20 protein-coding genes are annotated in these 22849 nt (G+C 68.7%); 10 read left to right on the top strand and 10 right to left on the bottom strand.

The window, feature by feature from the left end; all coding sequences use genetic code 11:
• Positions 1–89: 89 nt before the first annotated feature.
• The 3 genes from QOZ99_RS10625 to QOZ99_RS10615 all read right to left on the bottom strand — a co-directional run bounded on the left by QOZ99_RS10625 (position 90) and on the right by QOZ99_RS10615 (position 4103).
• Positions 90–1811, bottom strand: coding sequence for an ABC transporter permease (locus tag QOZ99_RS10625; RefSeq protein ID WP_306889929.1), 1722 nt, complete (start codon positions 1809–1811; stop codon positions 90–92).
• 22 nt (positions 1812–1833) lie between these two features.
• On the bottom strand, positions 1834–2841 hold the full coding sequence (locus tag QOZ99_RS10620) for an ABC transporter substrate-binding protein (RefSeq protein ID WP_306889928.1): 1008 nt from the start codon (positions 2839–2841) through the stop codon (positions 1834–1836).
• Between the two features lie 170 nt (positions 2842–3011).
• Entirely contained in the window at positions 3012–4103 is a 1092-nt protein-coding gene (locus QOZ99_RS10615; protein ID WP_306889927.1) for an ABC transporter ATP-binding protein, read from the bottom strand.
• Between the two features lie 324 nt (positions 4104–4427).
• On the opposite strand from QOZ99_RS10615, the gene QOZ99_RS10610 reads away from it, so the two are divergent.
• Positions 4428–5456, top strand: coding sequence for an SDR family oxidoreductase (locus tag QOZ99_RS10610; RefSeq protein ID WP_306889925.1), 1029 nt, complete (start codon positions 4428–4430; stop codon positions 5454–5456).
• A 6-nt stretch (positions 5457–5462) separates the two neighbouring features.
• On the opposite strand, the gene aguA is transcribed toward QOZ99_RS10610, so the two are convergent.
• The 5 genes from aguA to acnA all read right to left on the bottom strand — a co-directional run bounded on the left by aguA (position 5463) and on the right by acnA (position 12094).
• Positions 5463–6554, bottom strand: a complete 1092-nt coding sequence (aguA, locus tag QOZ99_RS10605) for an agmatine deiminase (RefSeq protein WP_306889924.1) — start codon at positions 6552–6554, stop codon at positions 5463–5465.
• A gap of 21 nt (positions 6555–6575) precedes the next feature.
• Positions 6576–7466 (bottom strand): N-carbamoylputrescine amidase, encoded by an 891-nt coding sequence (aguB, locus tag QOZ99_RS10600; RefSeq protein WP_306889923.1) that lies wholly within the window; start codon positions 7464–7466, stop codon positions 6576–6578.
• A 29-nt stretch (positions 7467–7495) separates the two neighbouring features.
• Positions 7496–7837 (bottom strand): DUF2794 domain-containing protein, encoded by a 342-nt coding sequence (locus QOZ99_RS10595; protein WP_183188707.1) that lies wholly within the window; start codon positions 7835–7837, stop codon positions 7496–7498.
• Positions 7838–8394: 557 nt separating this feature from the next.
• On the bottom strand, positions 8395–9147 hold the full coding sequence (locus QOZ99_RS10590) for a DUF1223 domain-containing protein (RefSeq protein ID WP_306889922.1): 753 nt from the start codon (positions 9145–9147) through the stop codon (positions 8395–8397).
• Between the two features lie 262 nt (positions 9148–9409).
• Entirely contained in the window at positions 9410–12094 is a 2685-nt protein-coding gene (gene acnA, locus QOZ99_RS10585; protein ID WP_306889921.1) for an aconitate hydratase AcnA, read from the bottom strand.
• Positions 12095–12309: 215 nt separating this feature from the next.
• Between acnA and ccmA the strand changes: the two genes are divergently transcribed.
• The 9 genes from ccmA to QOZ99_RS10540 all read left to right on the top strand — a co-directional run bounded on the left by ccmA (position 12310) and on the right by QOZ99_RS10540 (position 20810).
• Positions 12310–12936: a heme ABC exporter ATP-binding protein CcmA gene (gene ccmA, locus QOZ99_RS10580; protein WP_306889920.1), complete on the top strand. Its 627-nt coding sequence runs from the start codon at positions 12310–12312 to the stop codon at positions 12934–12936.
• 10 nt (positions 12937–12946) lie between these two features.
• On the top strand, positions 12947–13618 hold the full coding sequence (ccmB, locus tag QOZ99_RS10575) for a heme exporter protein CcmB (RefSeq protein ID WP_306889919.1): 672 nt from the start codon (positions 12947–12949) through the stop codon (positions 13616–13618).
• Positions 13619–13989: 371 nt separating this feature from the next.
• The gene (locus QOZ99_RS10570) at positions 13990–14544 is read left to right on the top strand and encodes a F0F1 ATP synthase subunit delta (RefSeq protein WP_306889918.1); all 555 of its coding nucleotides are present in this window, start codon (positions 13990–13992) and stop codon (positions 14542–14544) included.
• Between the two features lies 1 nt (position 14545).
• Positions 14546–16075 carry a F0F1 ATP synthase subunit alpha gene (gene atpA / locus QOZ99_RS10565; RefSeq protein ID WP_183188713.1) on the top strand — a complete coding sequence of 510 codons (1530 nt, stop codon included), beginning with the start codon at positions 14546–14548 and terminating at the stop codon, positions 16073–16075.
• A 25-nt stretch (positions 16076–16100) separates the two neighbouring features.
• On the top strand, positions 16101–16982 hold the full coding sequence (locus QOZ99_RS10560) for a F0F1 ATP synthase subunit gamma (protein WP_306889917.1): 882 nt from the start codon (positions 16101–16103) through the stop codon (positions 16980–16982).
• 35 nt (positions 16983–17017) lie between these two features.
• The gene (gene atpD, locus QOZ99_RS10555; protein WP_183189224.1) at positions 17018–18454 is read left to right on the top strand and encodes a F0F1 ATP synthase subunit beta; all 1437 of its coding nucleotides are present in this window, start codon (positions 17018–17020) and stop codon (positions 18452–18454) included.
• A 123-nt stretch (positions 18455–18577) separates the two neighbouring features.
• On the top strand, positions 18578–18994 hold the full coding sequence (locus tag QOZ99_RS10550) for a F0F1 ATP synthase subunit epsilon (protein WP_306889916.1): 417 nt from the start codon (positions 18578–18580) through the stop codon (positions 18992–18994).
• Positions 18995–19287: 293 nt separating this feature from the next.
• Positions 19288–19977: a thiaminase II gene (gene tenA / locus QOZ99_RS10545; RefSeq protein ID WP_306889915.1), complete on the top strand. Its 690-nt coding sequence runs from the start codon at positions 19288–19290 to the stop codon at positions 19975–19977.
• An 86-nt stretch (positions 19978–20063) separates the two neighbouring features.
• Positions 20064–20810, top strand: coding sequence for a GntR family transcriptional regulator (locus QOZ99_RS10540; RefSeq protein ID WP_306889914.1), 747 nt, complete (start codon positions 20064–20066; stop codon positions 20808–20810).
• Positions 20811–20929: 119 nt separating this feature from the next.
• On the opposite strand, the gene infA is transcribed toward QOZ99_RS10540, so the two are convergent.
• Together infA and QOZ99_RS10530 are read right to left on the bottom strand one after the other, a co-directional pair.
• Positions 20930–21211 (bottom strand): translation initiation factor IF-1, encoded by a 282-nt coding sequence (gene infA / locus QOZ99_RS10535; protein WP_183188718.1) that lies wholly within the window; start codon positions 21209–21211, stop codon positions 20930–20932.
• A gap of 76 nt (positions 21212–21287) precedes the next feature.
• The gene (locus QOZ99_RS10530) at positions 21288–22844 is read right to left on the bottom strand and encodes a DEAD/DEAH box helicase (RefSeq protein ID WP_306889913.1); all 1557 of its coding nucleotides are present in this window, start codon (positions 22842–22844) and stop codon (positions 21288–21290) included.
• Between the last annotated feature and the right edge of the window lie 5 nt (positions 22845–22849).

Raw genomic sequence — 22849 nt, 5'->3', positions numbered from 1 at the left:
GCTATGATCGTTGCGCCCACACCTTCTTCTCAGCCATCTGCATCGCCGCTACCGTCATCTTCTGGCTCGGTAATCAATGAGTCCTGAGCCTAGTCGCGCCAGGGCAGCATGCCGTGCGGCAGCCAGCGCGCGAGCAGGGTGGCGAGCGCGCAGATCGCGAACACCATCGCCGCCGACAGTACCGCCACCGCGGCCGCCGCGGTCGAATTGCCCTCATATTGCAGGGCGAACACCATGACGCCGATGGTCTCGTGCCCCGACGACCAGAGCAGCGCCGAGAGGGTGAGTTCGTTGACCGCCGTCATCACCACGAGGATCGCGCCCGCTACCGCCGCCGGGAGCACGCCGGGCAGGAAGAGCACACCGAGCCGGCGCAGGAGCCCGGCGCCGACAATGCGGCCGGCCTCATCCAGCGCAGGATCGATCGCCGCCGCCGCCGCCGTCACCGGCCGCAGCACCAGCGGCAGGAAACGGGCGAGATAGGCCACCATCAGGATCGCCATCGTGCCGTAGAGCGAGAGGCCCACCAGCGGTAGCGGCGGCAGGAAGGCGAGGATCATCCCCAGCGCCACCACCGTGCCCGGCACCACCCAGGGCGCTTCCACCGCAATGTCGATCGCCCGCACCAGAAGGGTGCGGTGGTGCCGCGCGAGATAGGCGAAGGGCACCGCGACGAGGACCGACACCAGCGCGCAGCCGACCGCGAGGAACAGCGAATTGGCGAAGGCGCGGCGCACAGCGTCATTGGCGAGCACGCGCGAGAACGGATCGAGGCTCACCATTTCCAGCCCGAAGGGAATGCCGATGGCCGGCAGCAGCGCGGTCGTCACGAGGGCCGCGAGCGGGGCGATGGAGATGGCGAGCACGACGAGCCAGAGGACGGCCTCCACCAGCGGCGCCCGGCGGCTCGGCTCGAATGGCCGGCCGGCCGGCAGCGGCACGGCGAGCCGCGCCAGTACCAGCCCGCGCAGGATGAGCGCGCCGGCCGCGATGGCCGTCATCAGCATGGCGAGCACCGCCACCTGTCCGGCCGCCGCCGGGCCGAAGCCGTTGAGCCGCTGGTAGATCAGCGTGGTGAGCACCGAAACCCGCCCCGGTATGCCGAGCAGCGCCGGCACGCCGAAATTGCCGATCGCCGCGGTGAAGGCGAGCAGCCCGCCCGCCACCGCCGAGGGCAGGATGACCGGCAGGATGATGCCGGCGCCGATGCGGCGCGGGGGGATGCCGAGAATGCGCGCCGCCTCGATGAGATCGGCCGGCAGCGTCCGCAGGGCCGCCCGGGTGGCGATGAATACCAGCGGCATGTGCTCGACACCCATGACCAGCGCGATGCCGCCGGCCGAGTAGAGCGGATTGGTCGTCCCGGCCGCCGGGGCGAGACCCAGCGGGGCGAGCAGCGGCGAGCCGGCGCCGAACAGTTCGATCCATGCCAGCGCCATGGTCTGCGACGGCACGATCAGCGGCATCAGGATGAGAAAGGTGAGGATCGCCCGGCTGCGCAGCCGGAACAGGCTCACCGCGAAGGCGAGCGCGATGCCGAGCCCGGCTGAAATGAGCACCGAGAGGCCGGACGTGGCGAGCGAGCCCCACAAGGCCCGGCCGGTGGCGCGGCTCGCCAGCGTCGCGCGCATCACGCCGAGAACGGTGCCGTCCTCGCCCGGCGCCAGCGCGGCGGAAAACAGTTCCGCCAGCGGCCAGAAGGTGGTGAACAGCACATAGGCGGCGGTGAGGCCGACCAGCACGCGCTCGCCGCCCCGCACTCCGCCTCCCAGGCTGCCTCCCAGGCCGCCGCCGGTCGCCGCCAATGCCACGCCGGTTTCCCCTGCAATGGCCTCAGCCGCCGAACAGGTCGGCGAAGGTCTCCTTGTTCGTCTTGTCGTCCTTCAGCATGGCGGCGCTGTCGGCCGGCAGCACCTTGAGCGTCGCCGGGTCGGGATAGCCGGCCGGCGGGGCCACGCCCTCCAGAACCGGGAAATAGCCCTGCGCCGCGCCCTGCTGCTGCGCGGACCGGGAGAGCTGCCAGCGCACGAAGGTCCTCGCGGCCTCCGGCGCGTCCGAATCCTTCAGCACCGCCACGGGCTGGGTGATGATGCTCACGCCTTCCCGCGGGAACACGAAATCGACCGGCGAGCCCTTCGCCCGCGCGTTCAGCGCCATGTATTCGATGATGATGCCATAGGCCTTCTCGCCGCGCGCCACCGCCTCGATCACCGTGCCATTGCCCTGGCCGGCCACGGCGCCGCGCTCGGCCAGGGTCTTGAAATAGGACCAGCCAAAGGCGGGCTGCTGCACCATCGTGCCCACATGGATAACCGCCGCGCCGGAATAGAGCGGGCTCGGCATGATGAGGCTTTTCGCCACCTCGGGCGCCAGCAGGTCGGCCCAGGAGGTCGGCGGGGTCGTCACCAGCTTGGTGTTGTAGACGATGCCCGTGGTGATCAGCTTGGTGCCGATATAGGTCCTGTCCGGGTCGATCACGGCCGGGGCGATGCCGGTCGTGGGAATGTCGGTGAGCGGAAGCAGCCGGCCGTCCTTCTTCAGCTGCGTCATGGCTACGGTGTCGGCGATCAGCACCACATCAGCCGGGCTCTTGCCGGCGGCCTGTTCGGCCTGCAGCTTGGCCATCACCTCGGTGGTGCCGGAGCGGAACAGCTCGACCTTGATGTCGGGATGGTCCTGGTTGAACGCCTTGATCACCGCCGCCATCTGGTCCTGCGGCTGCGAGGTGTAGACGGTGATGGTCTCGGCGGTCGCCGGGGCGGCAGCGCCGGAGATGGCGGCTCCGCCGAGAAGCGCGGCCGTGAGCAGGGAGCGGACGAAGCGGGCGGGGAAGACGGACATCGGATCGCTGGCCTCATGTACGGGACGTGCAGGAACGACAGGGCCGGGCATTTCCAACCCCAGGCGTTGCCGGAAACACCGCCGGGGATCGACGACGCTGCGCATCGACTACCCCCGCGCATCGACTACCCTTGCGTGACGCGCTGATGACAGGCCCGGGCGTCGGCCCTTCAGGCATGCAGGTAGCGCGCGGCAAGGCCGCTGGAGGGCGCGGCATCGCGCGCGATGACCCAGCCCCCGCGCAGAGCGATCTCGACCAGCGCGCCGGGCGCCACTCTTTCCGGCAAGGCGAGGCTGATCGTCTCCACATCGATGCCGATCGGCACGAGCTGGGTCATGAAGGCGCCGTGCTGGAAGATCTGGTTGAGCACGCGCCCGCGCAGCTGCCCGCCCTCGCCCCTCGCGGCAAGATCCGAGGCGTGGAAGCACAGCCAGCCGGGGCCCACCGGCGCGCTTCCCTCAAGGGCGAGCACCGTGCCGGCCAGGCTGACGCGGCAGCGCCCCTCGCCCGAGGCCAGCACCTCCACCGGCAGGGTCCGGCCGCGGCCGATGAATCGCGCCACCATCTCGCTTGCCGGGCGCCGGTAAAGCTCTTCCGGCGTGCCCACCTGCTCCAGCCGGCCCCGGCTCATCACCGCCACATGGGTGGCGACCGCCATCGCCTCCTCCTGGTCATGGGTGACAAAGACGAAGGTTGCCCCGCTGGCGGAATGGATTCGGCGAAACTCGGCGAGCATCGTCTCGCGCAGATGCGCGTCGAGATTGGCCAGCGGCTCGTCCAGCAGGATGAGGCCGGGACGCATGGCGAGCGAGCGGGCCAGCGCCACCCGCTGGCGCTGGCCGCCGGAAAGCTCATGCGGCCGGCGGGCCTCCAGCCCGGTCAGCCCCACCACCTCCAGCACCTCGGCGATGCGGCGGCGGCGCGCCTCGGCGGAGAGCTTCTGCACTTTCAGGCCGAATTCGATATTGCCGCGCACGCTCATGTTCGGCCACAGCGCGTAGGACTGGAACACCATGCCCAGCCGGCGCGCCTCCGGCGGCAGCAGCACGCCGGGCCCGGCAACGATCGTCCCATCGAAGGCGAGCGTGCCCCCGTCGGGCACCTCCAGACCGGCAATCATGCGCAGCAGCGTGGTCTTGCCGCAGCCGGAGGGACCGAGCAGCGCGAGAAAGGCGCCGTCGGGAATGGAAAAGCTCACCGCATCGACCGCCGTCGCGCCGGCGAAGCTCTTGGTGAGGCGGTTTGCCGTCAGTCGCGGCACGGGCTCATCCTTGCGCGGCCCGGCCGGCCATCTTCCGCCGGGCACGGTCCGCGCCTACGACGGATCCATGACGAAGCGATGACGGCCCGCGCCGCACGCCCTTCGCCCCGAGTTCGCGCCTCGAGGTCACGCCCCGAGGTCACGCCCCGAGGTCGCGCCGTCAGTTCGCGCCGTGAACTGCTCCACCGTGACTTGCGTGTCGTGACTTGCGCATCGTGACTTGCGCATCGTGACTTGCCGCATCGTGACTTGCCGCGCGCCCTCGCCATGCCCACCTTCCGGTGCGGCGCCGCCGCACGCGCGTCGCGGATCAGGGGAAGGCCGATGGCACGGGTGCTGGTCACGGGCGGGGCGGGTTTCATCGCCTCCCATGTCATCCGGGCGCTGCTCGCCGCCGGCCACACGGTGCGCGCCAGCCTGCGCGATCGCGCGCGGGCGGGAACGCTGCGCGCCGTTCTCGCCGCGGCAGGAACCGAGCCGGGCGACCGGCTGACATTTGCCATCGCCGATCTGGAGCGCGATGCCGGCTGGGCGGAGGCGAGCGCCGGCATGGATCATGTGCTGCATGTCGCCTCGCCCTTCCCCGCCGGCGTGCCGGCCAACCCGGACGATCTGATCCGTCCCGCCGTCGATGGCACGCTCCGCGTGCTGCGGGCGGCGCGCGACGCCGGGGTGCGCCGGGTGGTCGTCACCTCCTCCTTCGCCGCCATCGGCTATGGGCAGGACCGGCGGAAGACCTATTTCGACGAGCGGGACTGGACCAACCCGGATGGCCGCGACGTCCAGCCCTACATGAAATCGAAGACGCTGGCGGAGCGCGCCGCGTGGGATTTCATCGCCCATGCCGGCGGGGCCATGGAACTGGTCGTCGTGAACCCTGTCGGGGTGTTCGGCCCGGCGCTGGGAGCGGACCTTTCCACCTCGGTCTCCCTCGTCAAGGCGATGCTCGACGGGGCGATCCCGGCCTGTCCGCGGCTTTATTTCGGCGTCGTCGATGTCCGCGATGTCGCCGAGCTGCACCTGAAGGCGATGACCGATCCGGCGGCCGCGGGCGAGCGCTTCCTCGCCACGGCCGGCGATTGCCTGTCGATGCAGCAGGTGGCGCAATGCCTGCGCGCCCATCTCGGCCACGAGGCCGCGCGGGTACCGCGATTCGAACTGCCGGACCCGCTGGTGCGCCTCGCCGCGTTGGCCATGCCGATGGCCCGCGCGGCGGTGCCGCAACTCGGCATCATCCGCAATGCCAGCAGCGCCAAGGCCCGCCGGCAATTGGGCTGGACGCCCCGCACCGCACCGGAAGCCATCCTCGCCAGCGCCGAGAGCCTGATCCGCCTCGGGCTGCTGAAAGGCTGACGGCCCTCAGCCCGGCACGCCCACCGGCTGCTGCTGGGTGATGCAGTGGATGTTTCCACCGCCCAGAATGATCTCGTGTGTGGGCACGCCGACAATTTCCCGCGTCGGGAACAGCCGGGCGAGGATGTCGCGCGCCGCCTCGTCGTGCCGGGGATCCAGCAGCGGCATCAGGATGAACCCGTTGCCGATGTAGAAATTGGCGTAGGAGGCGCCCAGCCGCTCGCCAAATCCGCGCGACATCGAACCCGCCAGCGAACCGATGTCGATGGCCTCCGCCGCACTGCGGAACAGCGGGCCCGGCAGCGGCAGCTTGACGATGTCGAGCGCCCGCCCGCGCGCATCGCGCGCCACGGAGAGGCGCTCGAAAGCGTCGCGCGAGATCGGGTATTGCGGATCGAGCGGATCCTCGCACCAGGTGAGCGCCACCACGCCGGGCCGCACGAAGCAGGCGAGATTGTCGATATGGCCGGATGTCTCGTCGTCGACCAGGCCCGCGCCCAGCCAGATCACCGTCGAGACGTTGAGATAGTCCTTCAGATGCCGCTCGATATCCGCGCGCGACAGGCCCGGATTGCGATTGGGGTTGAGCAGGCATTCCTCCGTCGTGAGCACCGTGCCCTCGCCATCGACATGGATCGAGCCGCCCTCCAGCACCAGCGGGGCGGCGTAGCGCGGCGCGCGCTCCACCTCCAGCATCTTGGCGGCGATCAGCTGGTCCTGATCGAAGGGCGTATAGAGTCCGCCCCAGGCATTGAAGCCCCAGTCGACGCCGCGCAGCCGCCCCCCCGCATCGGTGAGGAAGCTGGCGCCGCTGTCGCGGCACCAGGAATCATCGGACGCCGCCTCGACGAGGCGCACGGCGGGTGGCAGCATCGCGCGGGCGTTGCGCCATTGCCGGGCGGAGACCAGCATGGTCAGCGGCTCGAAACGGGCGATCGCCGCCGCCACCCGGGCGAACGCCTCCTGCGCCGGCACCGCGCCCTCGCGCCAATTGTCCGGCCGCTCCGGCCAGATCATCCAGGTGCCGGCATGCGGCTCCCATTCGGCCGGCATGCGGAAGCCGTCAGCGGCGGGCAGGCTCGTCAGCGTCGGGGCCATGATCGACTTTCAGCGCAGCTTTCAGCGGAGAGGACGGGTCGGCGCGCGGCCGTCGAGGGAAAGCAGCGGGCCGTACAGGTCGGGCCGCCGGTCACGGAACAGCCCCCAGCTGCGACGCTGGTGGGCGATGGCGTCGAGATCGAAAGTGGCGGTGAGCACACCCTCCTCGTCGCGCCCCGCCTCGTCGACCTTCTCGCCGGTCGGCCCGGCAATGAAGGAGGAGCCGTAGAAGGTGATGGCGGTGCCGGTGCGGCCCGGCTCGGTGCCGATGCGGTTGGAGGCGATCAGCGGCATGAGGTTCGCCCCGGCATGGCCCTGCATCACGCGCTGCCAGTGGCCGGCGGAATCGAGCGCGGGATCGTGCGGCTCGGAGCCGATGGCGGTGGGATAGAGCAGCACCTCGGCACCCAGCAGCGCCATGGTGCGCGCGCATTCGGGAAACCACTGGTCCCAGCAGATGCCCACGCCGATGCGCCCGACCGCCGTGTCCCACACGCGAAAGCCGGTGTCGCCGGGGGAGAAGTAGAACTTCTCGGTATAGCCGGGTCCATCGGGAATATGGCTCTTGCGGTAGAGGCCGAGCACCTCGCCATCGGCGTCGATGATGGCGATCGAGTTGAACGCCGCCGGCCCCGCGCGCTCGAAGAAGCTGACGGGCAGCACCACGCCGAGTTCGCGGGCCAGCGCGGCGAAGCGGGCGATCAGCCGGTTGCCCTCGAACGGCGCGGCCAGTTCGAGAAATTCGTGCCGCTGGTCCTGGCAGAAATAGGGGGTCTCGAACAGTTCCTGCAGCAGGATGAGGCCGGCGCCGCGCGCGGCCGCCGCCCTCACCAGCGCCTCGGCGCGGTCCAGATTGCCGGGAATGTCCCAGTCGCACCGCATCTGGGTGGCGGCGACGGTCAGGCTGCGCATGTCGGTCTCCAGCGGATCGGGGCGGCCGGTCAGTTGACCGCGCGCAGCGGCTTTTCCAACACCGCGAGCACGCGCGCAAGCTCATGGCCGCGCTTGAGGATGAGGCCGGTCTGCGACACCACCGTGTAGGCGCCCTGCCGGCGCGCCAGCCGGGGGTCCTTCTCGATCCGGTAGATCGGAACCTCCGCCGCGCGGCGGAAGATGGAGAAGACGGCGCGATCCCGGGTGAAGTCGATGGCGTAGTCGCGCCATTCGCCCAGCGCCACCATGCGCCCGTAGAGATCGAGGATCCGGTCGAGTTCGCGTCGGTCGAAGGTGACGGGACCGACGCGCGAGCCGACCGGCAGGACTATGGGATCGGTTTCCGCCACGCGCGTCCTCCCGCTTGGATCATGCTGGTTGAGACCTGAAACTTGGGTTCGGGGTTACGGATTGGGGGGTCATGGAAGCGTCATGATCCTCCCGCGCGCGGCCGGCATCAAGCGCCTTTCTGGCGCCCGCTGCGGGATCGCCCGCCCGGCACGTGCCGCTGCGCGATGCGCGCCGCGCCGTTCACGCCCTCGTCAACCGAAAACACATGCTTGCCCGATTTTGGCCGTTGCGTTGCCCAGCGGCCACAGCATCTTCACGTCATAGCGTCGGGCCGGTTCGCAGAGCGCATCGGTTTCCCAGCCCCCCAGCCCCCCGCGGCGTCATGCGGGCCGGCCTGGCGCTATGATCTAGGTTCAATCCCCAAATTACCCTTGAGGGTCGGCTGTTACGCCGGCCCTTTTTCTTTGCCGGGAAATGGCAGCGATGTGCACCGGGGATCCGGCAGCCGCCGCACCCGTCCGGGCGACGCCTTGCGGGGCGCGAGAATCTGCGGGGTGCGAAAATTTACGGGACGCGAAAATCGGTGGGGAAATGCCGTCCCGTGCTTCCGGCGCGATCAGCGCAGCGGCTGCAGCGCGGCGCCGACAATGCGGCCCGGCTCGCTGGCATTGCCCGACTGCACCAGCACCGCGACGGCATCGGCGTTGAACCCCGGCTGCGGGCGCAGCACGGTGTCGAAGCGTGCCTCGCCGCCGGTCCAGTCGCCGAGCTTGGTCCAGCCGCGCACCACATTGTGGTAGGTGATCTTGCTGCCCTCGTTCTCGCCACGGCCGATATCGACCGTCATGGAACTGGCCACGGGGCAGAGCCACACTTCGCCCGACCCGGTGCCGGGCGGGCTGGCGCCCACGCGAACGGTGACGCGCCCGTCGCGCGTGTCGATCTCCACCGGCACCGGAAGCCGCTGGTCACCGGCAATCGCCCGCTCCAGCGCGGCGCGGTCGGAACCCACCGTCATGAAGCTGCCATTCACCACCGCCTGCGGCGTGAACATCTGCCCGTCGCCGCGCAGCTTGGCATAGGCTTTCTGGCGCAGCGAATGGCCGTGCTTGGCCAGCGTGTCCTTCCAGCCGAGATAATCCCAGTAATCGACCGCCAGCGTCAGCGTCATCACGTCCGGCTGCTGGCCCAGTTCTCCCACCAGCCGGTCCGCCGGCGGGCAGGACGAACAGCCCTGGCTGGTGAACAACTCGATCACCGCCCGTGGCGAGGGCACCGGCTTCACCCCGGCCTCCTCCGCCGCGGCGGGACCCTGCAGCGCGAGCATGCCCGCGAGACCCGCCCCGGCGAGGGCGAAAAGGGCGCGCAATGCCCGGCCCGGCCCCGTCCCGTCAATCCGTGCGGCGCGCGGAAGCGCGGGCAGGGTTGGGGGCGTGGCAGGGGATGACGCGAGCATTCGTGCGGATCGTCCGTTAGCGCGGGCTCGGAGGCCGGCGGCTAGGCAATAGGACGGCGGGCGCGGGCGTACCAGTCACATTCGGGTGTCGCCGCCGCACGGAAGGGTGATGCGGCGCCGACACGACAGGGCCGGCGGGCGGGGTCATCCCGCGCGCCGGCCCGTTCGGTTGGGGTCAGGCCGCGAGGTTGCGCAGCACGTAGGCGAGAATGCCGCCGTTGCGGAAATAATCCAGCTCGTCCAGCGTATCGATGCGGCAGGTGAGCGGCACGTGCTTCACCGTGCCGTCGCTGAATTCCACCTCGGCGACCAGCGTCTGGCGCGGCTTCAGGTCGCCCTCGATGCCCTTCAGCGTGACGATCTCGTCGCCCTTGATGCCGAGCGACTGCCACGAGTCCTCGTTCTGGAACACCAGCGGCACGATGCCCATGCCGACCAGGTTCGAGCGGTGGATGCGCTCGAAGCTCTGGGCAATGACGGCGCGGATGCCGAGCAGCTTGGTGCCCTTGGCCGCCCAGTCGCGCGAGGAGCCGGTGCCGTATTCCTTGCCGGCGAAGACGACCGTGGGCACGCCCTCCTGCTTGTAGAGCATGGCGGCGTCGTAGATCGGCATCTCGGTGCCATCCGGCCAGTGCTTGGTGAAGCCGCCTTCCTTGCCGCCCAGCATCTGGTTCTTGATGCGGATATTGGCGAAGGTGCCGCGCATCATCACCTGATGGTTGCCGCGCCGCGTGCCGAACTGGTTGAAGTCGGCCGGGCGGACCTGATGGTCGCGCAGGTAATGGCCCGCCGGGCTGGCTTCCTTGATCGAGCCGGCCGGCGAGATGTGGTCGGTGGTGATGGAGTCGAGGAACAGGCCCATGACCCGGGCGTCGATGATGTCGGTCATCGGCTCCGGTTCCATCTTCATGCCCTCGAAATAGGGCGGGTTCTGCACATAGGTGGAGCGGTCGTCCCAGGCATAGGTCTCGCCGAGCGGGATGGCGATCTTCTGCCAGTTCTCGTCGCCCTTGAAGACGTCGGAATATTTCTCCTGGAACATCTTCTTGGTGACGTTCTCGCGGATGAAGGTCGCGATCTCCTGGTTGGTCGGCCAGATGTCCTTGAGGAACACCGGCTGGCCATCCGCGCCCGTGCCGAGCGGCTCGGTGGTGAGGTCCACCTGCAGCGAGCCGGCAATGGCGTAGGCCACCACGAGCGGGGGCGAGGCGAGATAGTTCGCCTTCACGTCCGGGTTCACGCGGCCTTCGAAATTGCGGTTGCCGGAGATGACGGCGCCGGCCACGAGGTCGTTCTTGTTGATGGCTTCCGAGATCGGCTCGGGCAGCGGGCCCGAATTGCCGATGCAGGTGGTGCAGCCGAAGCCGACCAGGTTGAAGCCCAGCGCGTCGAGATCCTTCTGGAGACCCGCCGCGTTCAGATAGCCTTCGACCACCTGCGAACCGGGCGCCAGCGAGGTCTTCACCCACGGCTTCGAGGTCAGCCCCTTGGCCACCGCGTTGCGGGCCAGCAGGCCGGCGGCGATCAGCACGCTCGGATTCGAGGTGTTGGTGCAGGAGGTGATGGCGGCGATCGTCACATCGCCATGGCCGAGCGTGTAGTCGGTGCCTTCCACCGGAACGCGCTTGCCGGCTTCGCCCGGCTTCTTGAACTCGCCTTCCAGCGCGGCGCGGAAGCCTTCCTTGGTGCCCGAGAGCAGCACGCGGTCCTGCGGGCGCTTGGGGCCGGCCAGCGAGGGCAGCACGCTGGTGAGATCGAGTTCCAGCACATCGGTGAATACCGGGTCGGCGGTGCCCTCATGGCGCCACATGCCCTGCGCCTTGGAATAGGCCTCCACCAGCGCGATGCGCTCGTCCGTGCGGCCGGTCTCGTCGAGATAGGCGATGGTCTCGCTGTCGACCGGGAAGAAGCCGCAGGTCGCGCCATATTCCGGCGCCATGTTGCCGATGGTGGCGCGGTCGGCCAGCGAGAGGTGCGTGAGGCCCGGGCCGAAGAACTCGACGAACTTGCCGACAACGCCCTTCTTGCGCAGCATCTGCGTGACGGTGAGCACGAGGTCGGTGGCGGTGATGCCCTCGGTCAGCTTGCCGGAGAGCTTGAAGCCGATCACCTCGGGAATGAGCATGGAGACCGGCTGGCCGAGCATGGCCGCCTCCGCCTCGATGCCGCCCACGCCCCAGCCCAGCACGCCGAGGCCGTTCACCATGGTGGTGTGCGAATCGGTGCCGACGCAGGTGTCGGGATAGGCGACGGTGACGCCGTCCTCATCCTTGGTCCACACGGTCTGCGCGAGATATTCGAGGTTCACCTGGTGGCAGATGCCGGTGCCCGGCGGCACCACGCGGAAATTGTCGAAGGCCGACTGGCCCCATTTCAGGAAGCGGTAGCGCTCCTGGTTCTGCTTGTACTCTTCCTCGACATTCTTGCCGAAGGCGGCCGCGTTGCCGAAGAAGTTGACGATCACCGAATGGTCGATGACGAGGTCGACCGGCACCAGCGGGTTGATCCGCTTGGGATCGCCGCCGAGATTGACCATGGCGTCGCGCATGGCGGCGAGGTCGACCACGGCCGGCACGCCGGTGAAATCCTGCATCAGCACGCGCGAGGGGCGATAGGCGATCTCGCGCTCATCCTTGCCGCGGCTGACCAGCCAGTCCTTGACGGAGATGATGTCGTTCTTCGTGACGGAGCGCCCGTCCTCGAAGCGCAGCAGGTTCTCCAGCAGCACCTTCATGGAGAAGGGAAGCGCGGAAACGCCGTCCAGACCGTTCCTTTCGGCGTCCGGCAGGCTGTAATAGACGTAGGTCTTGTTTCCGACGGTGAGACTTTTCCGGCTTTTGAAGCTGTCGAGCGACGTCACGGCAGACTGATCCCCGCTGGTAGGTGGCACGGATGCGTGGGCCTTGGAGGGAGCTGGCCTTGCGGGCTATAGCTCGCGCGACCTTGCGCCGCGGCGAGGACGCATCGTTCAGTTTTCTATATAGAGCCATTTCAAACACCGATCCTAGTGGGCTCACGCGGCGCATCGAAAATTTGTGCGTCGCGATGGCGTCCGGAGTGGAAGGGGGACTGCAGATGCGGCTCGTGGCGGAGCGGCTCGGCTGCCGGCGCGGCGCGCGCCAGCTGTTCGAACGCCTTGATTTCGCGCTGGAGGCCGGCCGCGTGCTCATCGTCACCGGGCCGAACGGCACCGGCAAATCCTCGCTCCTGAGACTTTTGGCGGGCCTCTCCCGGCCGAGCGCCGGCCGGGTGCGGCTGGAAGGCGTCGCCGAACCCGACGATTTCGCCGAGAACGCGCATTATCTCGGCCATCTCGATGCCCACAAGGCGGCCCTCACGGCGCAGGAAAACCTCGCCTTCTGGCGCGCCGTGCTCGGCCGCCCCGCGCTGTCCGTGGCGGACGCGCTGGAGGAAGTGGGCTTGGGAGGCCTCGGCGGGCTGCCGGTCGCCGTGCTCTCCGCCGGCCAGAAGCGCCGGCTCGCCCTGGCGCGCCTGCTGGTCAGCGCCCGTCCGCTCTGGCTGCTCGACGAGCCGACCACGGCACTCGACGTGTCGGCCCAGGCGCGATTCGGGGCGCTGGCCCGCGCGCATGTCGCACAGGGCGGCATGATTGTCGCCGCCACCCATGCGCCGCTCGATTTCGGCCCCGGCGAGACGCTCGATCTCGACCGCTTTCGGCCGGTGCGGCCGGTAGCCGCGTGAGGGGAGCGCGATGACCCGTGCCTTCCTCGCCCTGCTCTCGCGCGACCTCGCGCTTGCCATCCGCGCCGGCGGCGGGGCGGGACTCGGCGTGGTGTTCTTCCTCGCCGTGGTGGTGGTGACGCCCTTCGCCATCGGCCCGGACCTCGCCCTGCTCGCCCGCATCGGCCCGGCCATCCTGTGGATCGGCGCATTGCTCGCCTCGCTCATCGGGCTCGACCGGCTGTTCGCGGCCGATGCCGAGGACGGCGCGCTCGACGTGCTCTCCATGGTCGCGCTGCCGCTGGAACTGATCGCCGCCGCCAAGGGGCTGGCGCACTGGATCGCCACCGGACTGCCTTTGGTCGTGGCGGCGCCGGTGCTCTCGCTGCTGCTCAATCTCCAGCCGGCCTCGATCGGCGCGCTCACCCTGACGCTGCTGGTGGGAACACCGGCCATCACCTTCCTCGGGCTGATCGGCGCCGCCTTTGCCAGCGCGTTCCGCCGCGGCGGGCTGCTGGTCGCCGTGCTGGTCATGCCGCTCACCATCCCGGTGCTGATCTTCGGCGTCGCGGCCACGGGCACGGCGCTCGGCGGCACGGTGCCGTTCGACACGCCGTTCCGCATCCTCGCCGGCCTGTCGCTGGCGGCACTGGTGCTGGGGCCGATCGCCGCCGCCGCCGCGCTGAGGGCGACGCGCGAATGAGGAGTGCTGGCATGCCAGCAGGACAACGCGGCGCGACATGCCCGCGCAGGGCGCGCGCCCACCCCGCAACCTCCCGGCGCGTCGCTGCGTCACCGGCCCGGTGCAGCAATGCGCCGCAGCCCGCGCAAAGCCTTGCGGCCGTGGCGTCCTCGCCGATGTCGGCCGTTCCGGGGCCGCTACGTCATTTGCCCCGGCCGATCCCTCACGCCGTTGTGTTGCAGCGTGCCAAGAGCCGTGTTAGGGAACCCGCCGACTCCATGGGCGGGTGGAAAAAACTCCATATCCCGCCTTGCGTTTGAACCCTTCCATTCCGGAACCGAATCAGACCCCTGCGGTCGGTATCGTTCCGGACAAGCCCCGAGAGAGGCACTGTGGCCGAGACATACGTATCCGGAGTGGCAGGACGCTACGCGAAGGCTCTGTTCGAGCTCGCGCGTGACGCGGGTGTCATCGATGCGGTAAAGGCCGACCTCGACAGGTTTGGCGCCCTGCTCGCCGAGAGCGACGACCTCAAGCGCCTCGTGCGCAGCCCGGTCTTCTCGTCCGAGGAGCAGGAAAAGGCCATCGCCGCCATCCTGGACAAGGTCGGCATCGGCGGTCTGGCCGGCAACTTCTTCAAGACCGTGGCCGCCAACCGCCGCCTGTTCACCGTCGAGGCGATCATCCGCGGCTTCGAGGCCCTGGCCGCCGCTGAGAAGGGCGAGGTCGTGGCGGAAGTCACGGTCGCGCAGCCGCTCTCGGACGCGCATGCCGCGACCCTGAAGGAAACGCTCGACACGCTGACCGGCAAGAACGTTCAGCTCGCCATCGAGGTCGACCCCTCGCTGCTCGGCGGCCTCAAGGTCAAGGTCGGCAGCAAGCTCGTCGATGCCTCGCTCAAGACCAAGCTCAATTCGATCCGAACTGCGATGAAAGAGGTTCGCTGATATGGATATCCGCGCCGCTGAAATTTCCGCGATCCTCAAGGAGCAGATCAAGAACTTCGGCCAGGAAGCCGAGGTTTCCGAGGTCGGCCAGGTTCTCTCCGTCGGTGACGGCATTGCCCGCGTCTACGGGCTCGACAACGTCCAGGCGGGCGAAATGGTCGAGTTCGAGAATGGCACGCGCGGCATGGCGCTGAACCTCGAAATCGACAATGTCGGCGTCGTGATCTTCGGCTCCGACCGCGAGATCAAGGAAGGCCAGACCGTCAAGCGGACCGGCGCCATCGTCGACGTGCCGGTCGGCCGCGGCCTGCTCGGCCGCGTCGTCGACGCCCTGGGCAACCCGATCGACGGCAAGGGCCCGATCGAGTACACCGAGCGTCGCCGCGTCGACGTGAAGGCGCCGGGCATCATCCCGCGCAAGTCGGTGCATGAGCCGATGCAGACCGGCCTCAAGGCGATCGACGCCCTGATCCCGATCGGCCGCGGCCAGCGCGAGCTGATCATCGGCGATCGCCAGACCGGCAAGACCGCCGTCGCGCTCGACGCCATTCTCAACCAGAAGCCCATCAACCAGGGCACGGACGAGAAGGCCAAGCTGTATTGCGTCTATGTCGCGATCGGCCAGAAGCGCTCCACGGTCGCGCAGTTCGTGAAGGTGCTGGAGGAGCAGGGCGCGCTGGAATATTCCATCGTCGTCGCCGCCACCGCCTCGGACGCCGCCCCGATGCAGTTCCTGGCGCCGTTCTCCGGCACCGCGATGGGCGAGTTCTTCCGCGACAACGGCCTGCACGCGCTCATCATTCATGACGATCTGTCCAAGCAGGCCGTCGCCTATCGCCAGATGTCGCTGCTGCTGCGCCGCCCGCCGGGCCGCGAGGCCTATCCGGGCGACGTGTTCTATCTCCACTCGCGCCTGCTCGAGCGCGCCGCCAAGCTCAATGACGAGAACGGCGCCGGTTCGCTGACCGCGCTTCCGGTCATCGAGACCCAGGCCAACGACGTGTCGGCCTATATCCCGACCAACGTGATCTCGATCACCGACGGCCAGATCTTCCTCGAGTCCGACCTGTTCTTCCAGGGCATCCGCCCGGCGGTGAATGTCGGCCTCTCGGTGTCGCGCGTCGGCTCGTCGGCGCAGATCAAGGCGATGAAGCAGGTTGCCGGCAAGATCAAGGGCGAGCTCGCCCAGTATCGCGAGCTGGCCGCCTTCGCCCAGTTCGGCTCGGATCTCGACGCCTCGACGCAGAAGCTGCTGAACCGCGGCGCCCGCCTCACCGAGCTTCTCAAGCAGTCGCAGTTTGCGCCGCTGAAGGTCGAGGAGCAGGTGGTGGTGATCTACGCCGGCACCAACGGCTATCTGGACACGCTGCCGGTCTCCAAGGTCCGGGCGTTCGAGGATGGCCTGCTGCTGTTCCTGCGCGCCAAGCACCAGGACATCCTCGACACGATCCGCACGTCGAAGGAACTGTCGAAGGACACGACCGAAAAGCTCGTCAAGGCGCTCGACGCCTTCGCGAAGACGTTCGCCTGAGCGCATTAGCGGAGCATCGGGGCACATGGCCAGCCTTAAGGATCTGCGCAATCGCATCGCTTCGGTGAAGGCGACGCAGAAGATCACCAAGGCGATGCAGATGGTCGCCGCCGCCAAGCTTCGCCGCGCCCAGATGGCGGCGGAAGCGGCGCGGCCCTACGCGGACCGGCTGGAGAGCGTGCTCGGCAACATTGCCAGCGCGGTCGCCGGCGGCCCGGAGGCGCCGCTGCTGCTCACCGGCACCGGCAAGGACCAGACGCATCTGCTGATCGTGCTGACCGCCGAGCGCGGCCTGTGCGGCGCCTTCAATTCCTCGATCGTCCGCCTCACCCGCGAGCGCGCCCTTGCGCTGCAGGGCCAGGGCAAGACGGTCAAGATCTTCTGCGTCGGCCGCAAGGGCCACGAGGCGCTGCGCCGCCAGTTCGAGCGGCAGATCGTCGAAGTGGTCGAACTGCGCGCCAACAAGGGCGTGACCTTCGCCGACGCGCAGGCCATCGCCGAGAAGATCTCGTCGATGCTCGCCGCCGGCGAATTCGATGTCGCCACGCAGTTCTTCAGCCGCTTCCATTCGGTGATCTCGCAAGTGCCGACCGCGCAGCAGCTGATCCCCGCCACCTTCCCGGAGGCGAAGGCCCCCGCGTCCGGCGCCGCGGCGGTGTATGAATACGAGCCCGAAGGGGCGGAAATCCTTGCCGACCTGCTGCCGCGCAATCTCGCGGTGCAGATCTTCAAGGCGCTGCTCGAAAACGGCGCATCCGAACAGGGCGCCCGCATGAGCGCGATGGACAACGCCACCCGCAACGCGGGTGACATGATCAAGAAGCAGACGCTGGTCTACAACCGCACACGTCAGGCCCAGATCACCAAAGAACTGATCGAAATCATTTCCGGTGCCGAAGCGCTCTGACGGGCAGCGCGGTCAAGGACAAAGGACGCATGAAGATGGCGAACACGGACGGACGCATCACTCAGGTCATCGGCGCTGTTGTCGACGTGCAGTTCGACGGCCACCTGCCGGCGATTCTGAACGCACTGGAGACCACCAATAACGGGTCGCGCCTCGTGCTCGAGGTCGCCCAGCATCTTGGTGAGAACACCGTGCGCACCATCGCCATGGATTCGACCGAGGGTCTGGTCCGCGGTCACGCGGTGTCCGATACCGGCTCCCCCATCATGGTGCCGGTCGGCGAGGCCACGCTCGGCCGCATCATGAACGTCATCGGCGAGCCGGTGGACGAGCTCGGCCCGGTGGTCGGCGAGATGAAGCGCGCCATCCACCAGGAAGCGCCCTCCTATGCCGACCAGTCGACGGAAGCCGAGATCCTCGTCACCGGCATCAAGGTGGTGGACCTGCTGGCGCCCTATTCCAAGGGCGGCAAGATCGGCCTGTTCGGCGGCGCCGGCGTCGGCAAGACCGTGCTGATCATGGAACTCATCAACAATATCGCGAAGGCGCATGGCGGCTATTCCGTGTTCGCCGGCGTGGGCGAGCGTACCCGCGAGGGCAACGATCTCTACCACGAGATGATCGAGTCGAAGGTGAACGTCGACCCGCACGAGCATAACGGCTCGTCGGCCGGCTCCAAATGCGCCCTCGTCTATGGCCAGATGAACGAGCCCCCGGGCGCCCGCGCCCGCGTCGCGCTCACCGGCCTCACCGTCGCCGAGCATTTCCGCGACCAGGGCCAGGACGTGCTGTTCTTCGTCGACAACATCTTCCGCTTCACCCAGGCGGGTTCGGAAGTGTCAGCGCTGCTCGGCCGCATCCCCTCGGCGGTGGGCTATCAGCCGACGCTCGCCACCGACATGGGCGCGCTGCAGGAGCGCATCACCACCACCACCAAGGGTTCGATCACCTCGGTGCAGGCCATTTACGTGCCCGCCGACGACCTGACCGACCCGGCGCCCGCCGCCTCCTTCGCCCATCTCGACGCGACCACCGTTCTGTCGCGCTCGATCGCGGAAAAGGGCATCTACCCCGCGGTGGATCCGCTCGACAGCACCTCGCGCATTCTCTCGCCGCTGGTCATCGGCGAGGAGCACTACAACGTGGCGCGCCAGGTCCAGCAGACACTGCAGCGCTACAAGTCGCTGCAGGACATCATCGCGATCCTGGGCATGGACGAGCTCTCGGAAGAGGACAAGCTCACCGTCGCCCGCGCCCGCAAGATCGAGCGCTTCCTGTCGCAGCCCTTCCACGTCGCCGAAGTGTTCACCGGCTCGCCCGGCAAGCTGGTCGACCTCGCCGACACCATCAAGGGCTTCAAGGGCCTGGTGGAAGGCAAGTACGACCACCTGCCCGAGCAGGCCTTCTACATGGTCGGCACCATCGAAGAGGCGATCGAGAAGGGCAAGAAGCTGGCGGCCGAGGCTGCGTGATCGCCCTTGCCTGACGCACGTCGCCCGGCGCCGATCTCCGGTCCGGGCGACGAACTGCCCAAGCCGACGCTAAGCTGACGCCCGAGCCGACGCCTCCGTGCCGACGCATCCTCTGGAGGATCCATGGCCACCTTCCCGTTCGAACTCGTCTCCCCGGAACGCCTCGTCTATTCCGGCCAGGTGACGGAAGTCGTGGTGCCCGGCAGCGAGGGCGAGTTCGGCATCCTCGCCGGTCACGCGCCCTTCGTGTCGACGCTGAAGCCCGGCATCCTGACCATCAAGGGCGATGGCGCCCCGCGCAAGCTGTTCGTGCGCGGCGGCTTCGCCGAGGCCAATCCGCAGGGCCTCACCGTGCTCGCCGAAACCGCGGTGCCGCTCGCGGAGATGCGTGCCGACAATCTGCAGCAGATGATTCGCGACGCCCAGGAAGACGTCGAGGACGCCCGCGACGAGGTCACCAAGGCGCGCCGGCTGGTCGTGCTGGAGCAGCTGAAATCCGCGGCTGCCGCCATCGAAAGCGATGCCCGCGCCTCGCATTGACGCCGCGCATGTTCCGCATCGACGCAGGAAAAAGGGCCGCTTCGACAGCGGCCCTTATCGTATCCAGGTCCTGTGTCCAAGTCCTGTGTCCAGGTCCTGTATCCAAGTCCGGCCCTTGGCGAGGCCCCGCCCTTGGCCGGGGCTTGCCAGCCTCGCTGCCCTTGCCATTGCGGCACCGGCCGGATCGATGCCGATGCCGCCACCCGCTGGAGAGGGAACCGGCCGGGCGCCTGCCCGGTTGAACCTGCCAATTTGAACCTGCCAATTTGGACCTTGCCAGAGTGGAGCCTGCCATGAGCGATGCCGCCCGTTCCGCCGCGCCGACCTTCAGCACTGACGCCTGGGCCCGCAACGCGCCGCTCTACGAGGCCATCCGCACGCTGCCCTTCAACGACGCGCTGGCCGACGGTACCCTCTCGCAGGAACGTTTCCGGCACTACATGGTGCAGGATGCGCATTACCTCATCGCCTTCGGCCGCGCGCTGGCCATTGCCGCGGCCAAGGCCGACGACCCCGACGGGCTGGTGCAGTTCGCCGAGGCCGCCAAGGTGGCGGTGGTCGTCGAGCGCTCGCTGCATACCGAGTTCTTCACCCGCTTCGGCATCGGGCCCGCGGATTTCGCGCGCACGCAGATGTCTCCCGTCTGCCATCACTATTCGAGCTTCCTCATCGGCACGGCGCACGCGGAGCCTTATCCGGTGGTGCTGGCGGCGCTGCTGCCCTGCTTCTGGATCTATGCCGAGATCGGCCGCGACATTCTCGGCCGCGCCATCCGCCCGAATCCTTATGATGCCTGGATCGACACCTATGCCGGCGAGGATTTCCACGAGGCGGTGCGCGCGGTGATCGCCACCACGGACCGCGCCGCGGCGGCCGCCTCGCCGGACGAGCGGGCCCGCATGCACCATGTCTATACCCGCGCCTGCCAGCTGGAATGGATGTTCTGGGATTCGGCCTGGCGGCTGGCCGACTGGCCGGTGTGATCCCCCGTACCGGATCGCGGCACCGGGTCCCGTGGCGTGAAGCGGCGGGAAATGCTTAAGTCCCCGGACGAAGCGCCGGGAACCCCATGAACGACGAGACGACCGATCAGCTGGCGCCAGATGTGCCGGCCACCAGCCGTGGGCGTTCCGAGTCGGTGATTCGCGCGCGGTTGCTGCAGGCCATTTTCGAGCGCCGGCTGCCGCCCGGCGAGAAACTCACCGAGGACCGCCTCGCCGAATTGTTCGGCGTCAGCCGCACGGTCGTGCGTCAGGCCCTCGCCCGGCTTGCCCAGGATGGCATTGTCGAACAGCACCCCAATCGCGGCGCCTTCGTCGCGGCGCCCAGCCGTGCCGATGCGCGCCATGTGCTGGAGGCGCGCGCGGTGGTGGAACCGGAGGTCGCGCATGCCCTCGCCTGCCGTTGCGGCGCGGAGGCGCTGGCGCGGCTGCGCCGCCACGTGGCGCGCGAGAATGCCGCACGCGCCGCGGGCGATCGCGGCACGCTGGTGCGGCTCACCGGCGAATTTCATGTCGCGCTGGCGGAAGAGGCGGGCAACCCGGTCTTCGTGCGCCTGCTCACCGAGCTGCACGCGCTGAGCTCGCTCGCCATCCTGCTCTACGCCCGCGGCGAGCACGCCGCCTGCCCGCCCAGCGAGCATGGCGACATTCTCGGGGCGATCGAGCGCGGCGATGCCGAGGAAGCGACGCGGCTGATGCGCGAGCACATCGCGCATGTGGCGGCGGAGATGGATCTCAGCGAGCCGGAGGACCGGCCCACGAATCTCGCGCAGGCGCTCGGCTTCACGCCCCGCACGCGCCAGCGCTCACGCTGACACGCCGGGCGCGGGAACAGGCCGCTCGAACAGTTTCCGTGAACCAGGGTTCACGGAAACGCTGCGGGCCTGTCTCTCGACGCGTTTTCGTCGCGCGAGCCGGCATCGATGCCGGGCGCTCAGCGACGCCGGCCCGGAGGCGGACGGCGCTGACCGGACCCGATCGGCGGGGTCGGGCCACCGGTCTTGTGGCGGAAGTTGATGCGCCCACGCTCGAGGTCGTAGGGCGACATCTCCACCACCACCCGGTCGCCGACGATGGTGCGGATGCGGTTCTTCTTCATCTTGCCCGCCGCATAGGCGAGAATCTCGTGGTCATTATCGAGTTTGACGCGGAAATTTCCGTCAGGCAGCACCTCGGTCACGGTGCCGTCGAACTCGAGCAGTTCCTCTTTGGCCATTCCTGGCTCTCCTCGTACAGGCTTATCGAGTGCTTGCCGTCAGGCACATATCCTGACGGCAGCGCTTTTGTCTCGTTCAACGCGCGGGACGGACCGAATTACGCGGTCCGCTGCGCTGCTGCTCACGCGCCGGGCCTTCCGCGCGCTGGCCGTCGCGGCGCGGACCTTCATGACGGGCGCCCTCGTGACGGGCGCCTTCATGATGGGGACGCTCGTGACGCGGACGCTCCGGGCGCGCACCGCGCTCGTCGGCCCGGGCGGGCTGCATGAAGCGCACGCCGGTCATCTCGCCGGCGGGACGGGGCTCGCCCCGGCCTTCGGGACGCGCGTCCGTGCCGCGATATTCCGGGCGCGGGCCGCGCTGGAAGGGTCGCGCGCTGCGCTCGCCGTCACGACGCGGACCACGGTCGCCCTCACGGCGCGTCGCGCGGGGATCGCGCTCGCGCGGCGAATCGAAGCCTTCCGGCCGCACCGCGCCTTCACGGCGCGATTCGCCGCGACGGTCCTCGGACGGGATGGTCAGCTTGATCAGACGCTCGATGTCGCGCAGGAAGGCGCGCTCCTCGCCGTCGCACAGCGAGATGGCGATGCCCTCCTTGCCGGCGCGGGCGGTGCGGCCGATGCGGTGGACATAGCTCTCGGGCACGTTGGGCAGGTCGTAGTTCACGACATGGCTCACGCCCGGCACGTCGATGCCGCGGGCGGCGATATCGGTCGCCACCAGCACCTTGACCGTGCCCTGCCGGAAGGCGGCAAGAGCACGCTCGCGCTGCGGCTGCGACTTGTTGCCGTGAATCGCCTCGGCGGCGATGCCGGCGACGTTCAGGCCCTTCACCACACGGTCGGCGCCGTGCTTGGTGCGGGAGAACACCAGCGCGCGGTCGAGCGCGGTGTCGGAGAGCAGTTCGACCAGCAGGCCCGGCTTGCCGGCGCGATCGGTGAAGATCACCTTCTGCTCGACGCGATCGGCGGTCTTGGCGACCGGGGTCACGGCGACCCGCACCGGATCCTTCAGCAGGGCCTCGGCCAGTTTCTCGATCTCGCGCGGCATGGTGGCCGAGAAGAACAGGTTGCGACGCTTGGCCGGCAACTTGGCGACGATGGCGCGGATGGCGTGGATGAAGCCCATGTCCAGCATCTGGTCGGCTTCGTCGAGCACGAACACCTCGACCATGTCGAGCCGCACGGCATCGTTCTGCATCAGGTCGACGAGGCGGCCGGGGGTGGCCACCAGCACGTCGACGCCGCCGGCGAGCGAGCGGGCCTGCCGGCCGATCGGCACGCCGCCAATGGCGAGCGCGGTGGAGGGGCGCAGATGCTTGCCATACAGGCGGAAGCTCTCGAGGATCTGGCCGGAGAGTTCGCGGGTCGGGCTCAGCACCAGCGCGCGCGCCGAGCGGCGCTCGGGCCGGAAGCGGTTGGTGGCGAGATGGTGGAGAATCGGCAGGGCGAAGGCAGCGGTCTTGCCGGTGCCGGTCTGGGCGATGCCGATCAGGTCGCGGCCCGCGAGCACCTGCGGCACGGCTTCCGCCTGGATCGGCGTGGGGATCGTGTGGTCGGCTTCCGTGAGGGCCTTGAGAATCGGTTCGGCAAGGCCAAGTTCGGAGAAAGTGGTCAAGTAGCGTTCTTTCATGGGCG

Source organism: Ancylobacter amanitiformis (assembly GCF_030814815.1).
Taxonomy (GTDB): Bacteria; Pseudomonadota; Alphaproteobacteria; order Rhizobiales; family Xanthobacteraceae; genus Ancylobacter; species Ancylobacter amanitiformis.
Note: the sequence above shows the minus strand (reverse complement) of the source record. Positions and strands in the feature narration are given on the sequence as shown.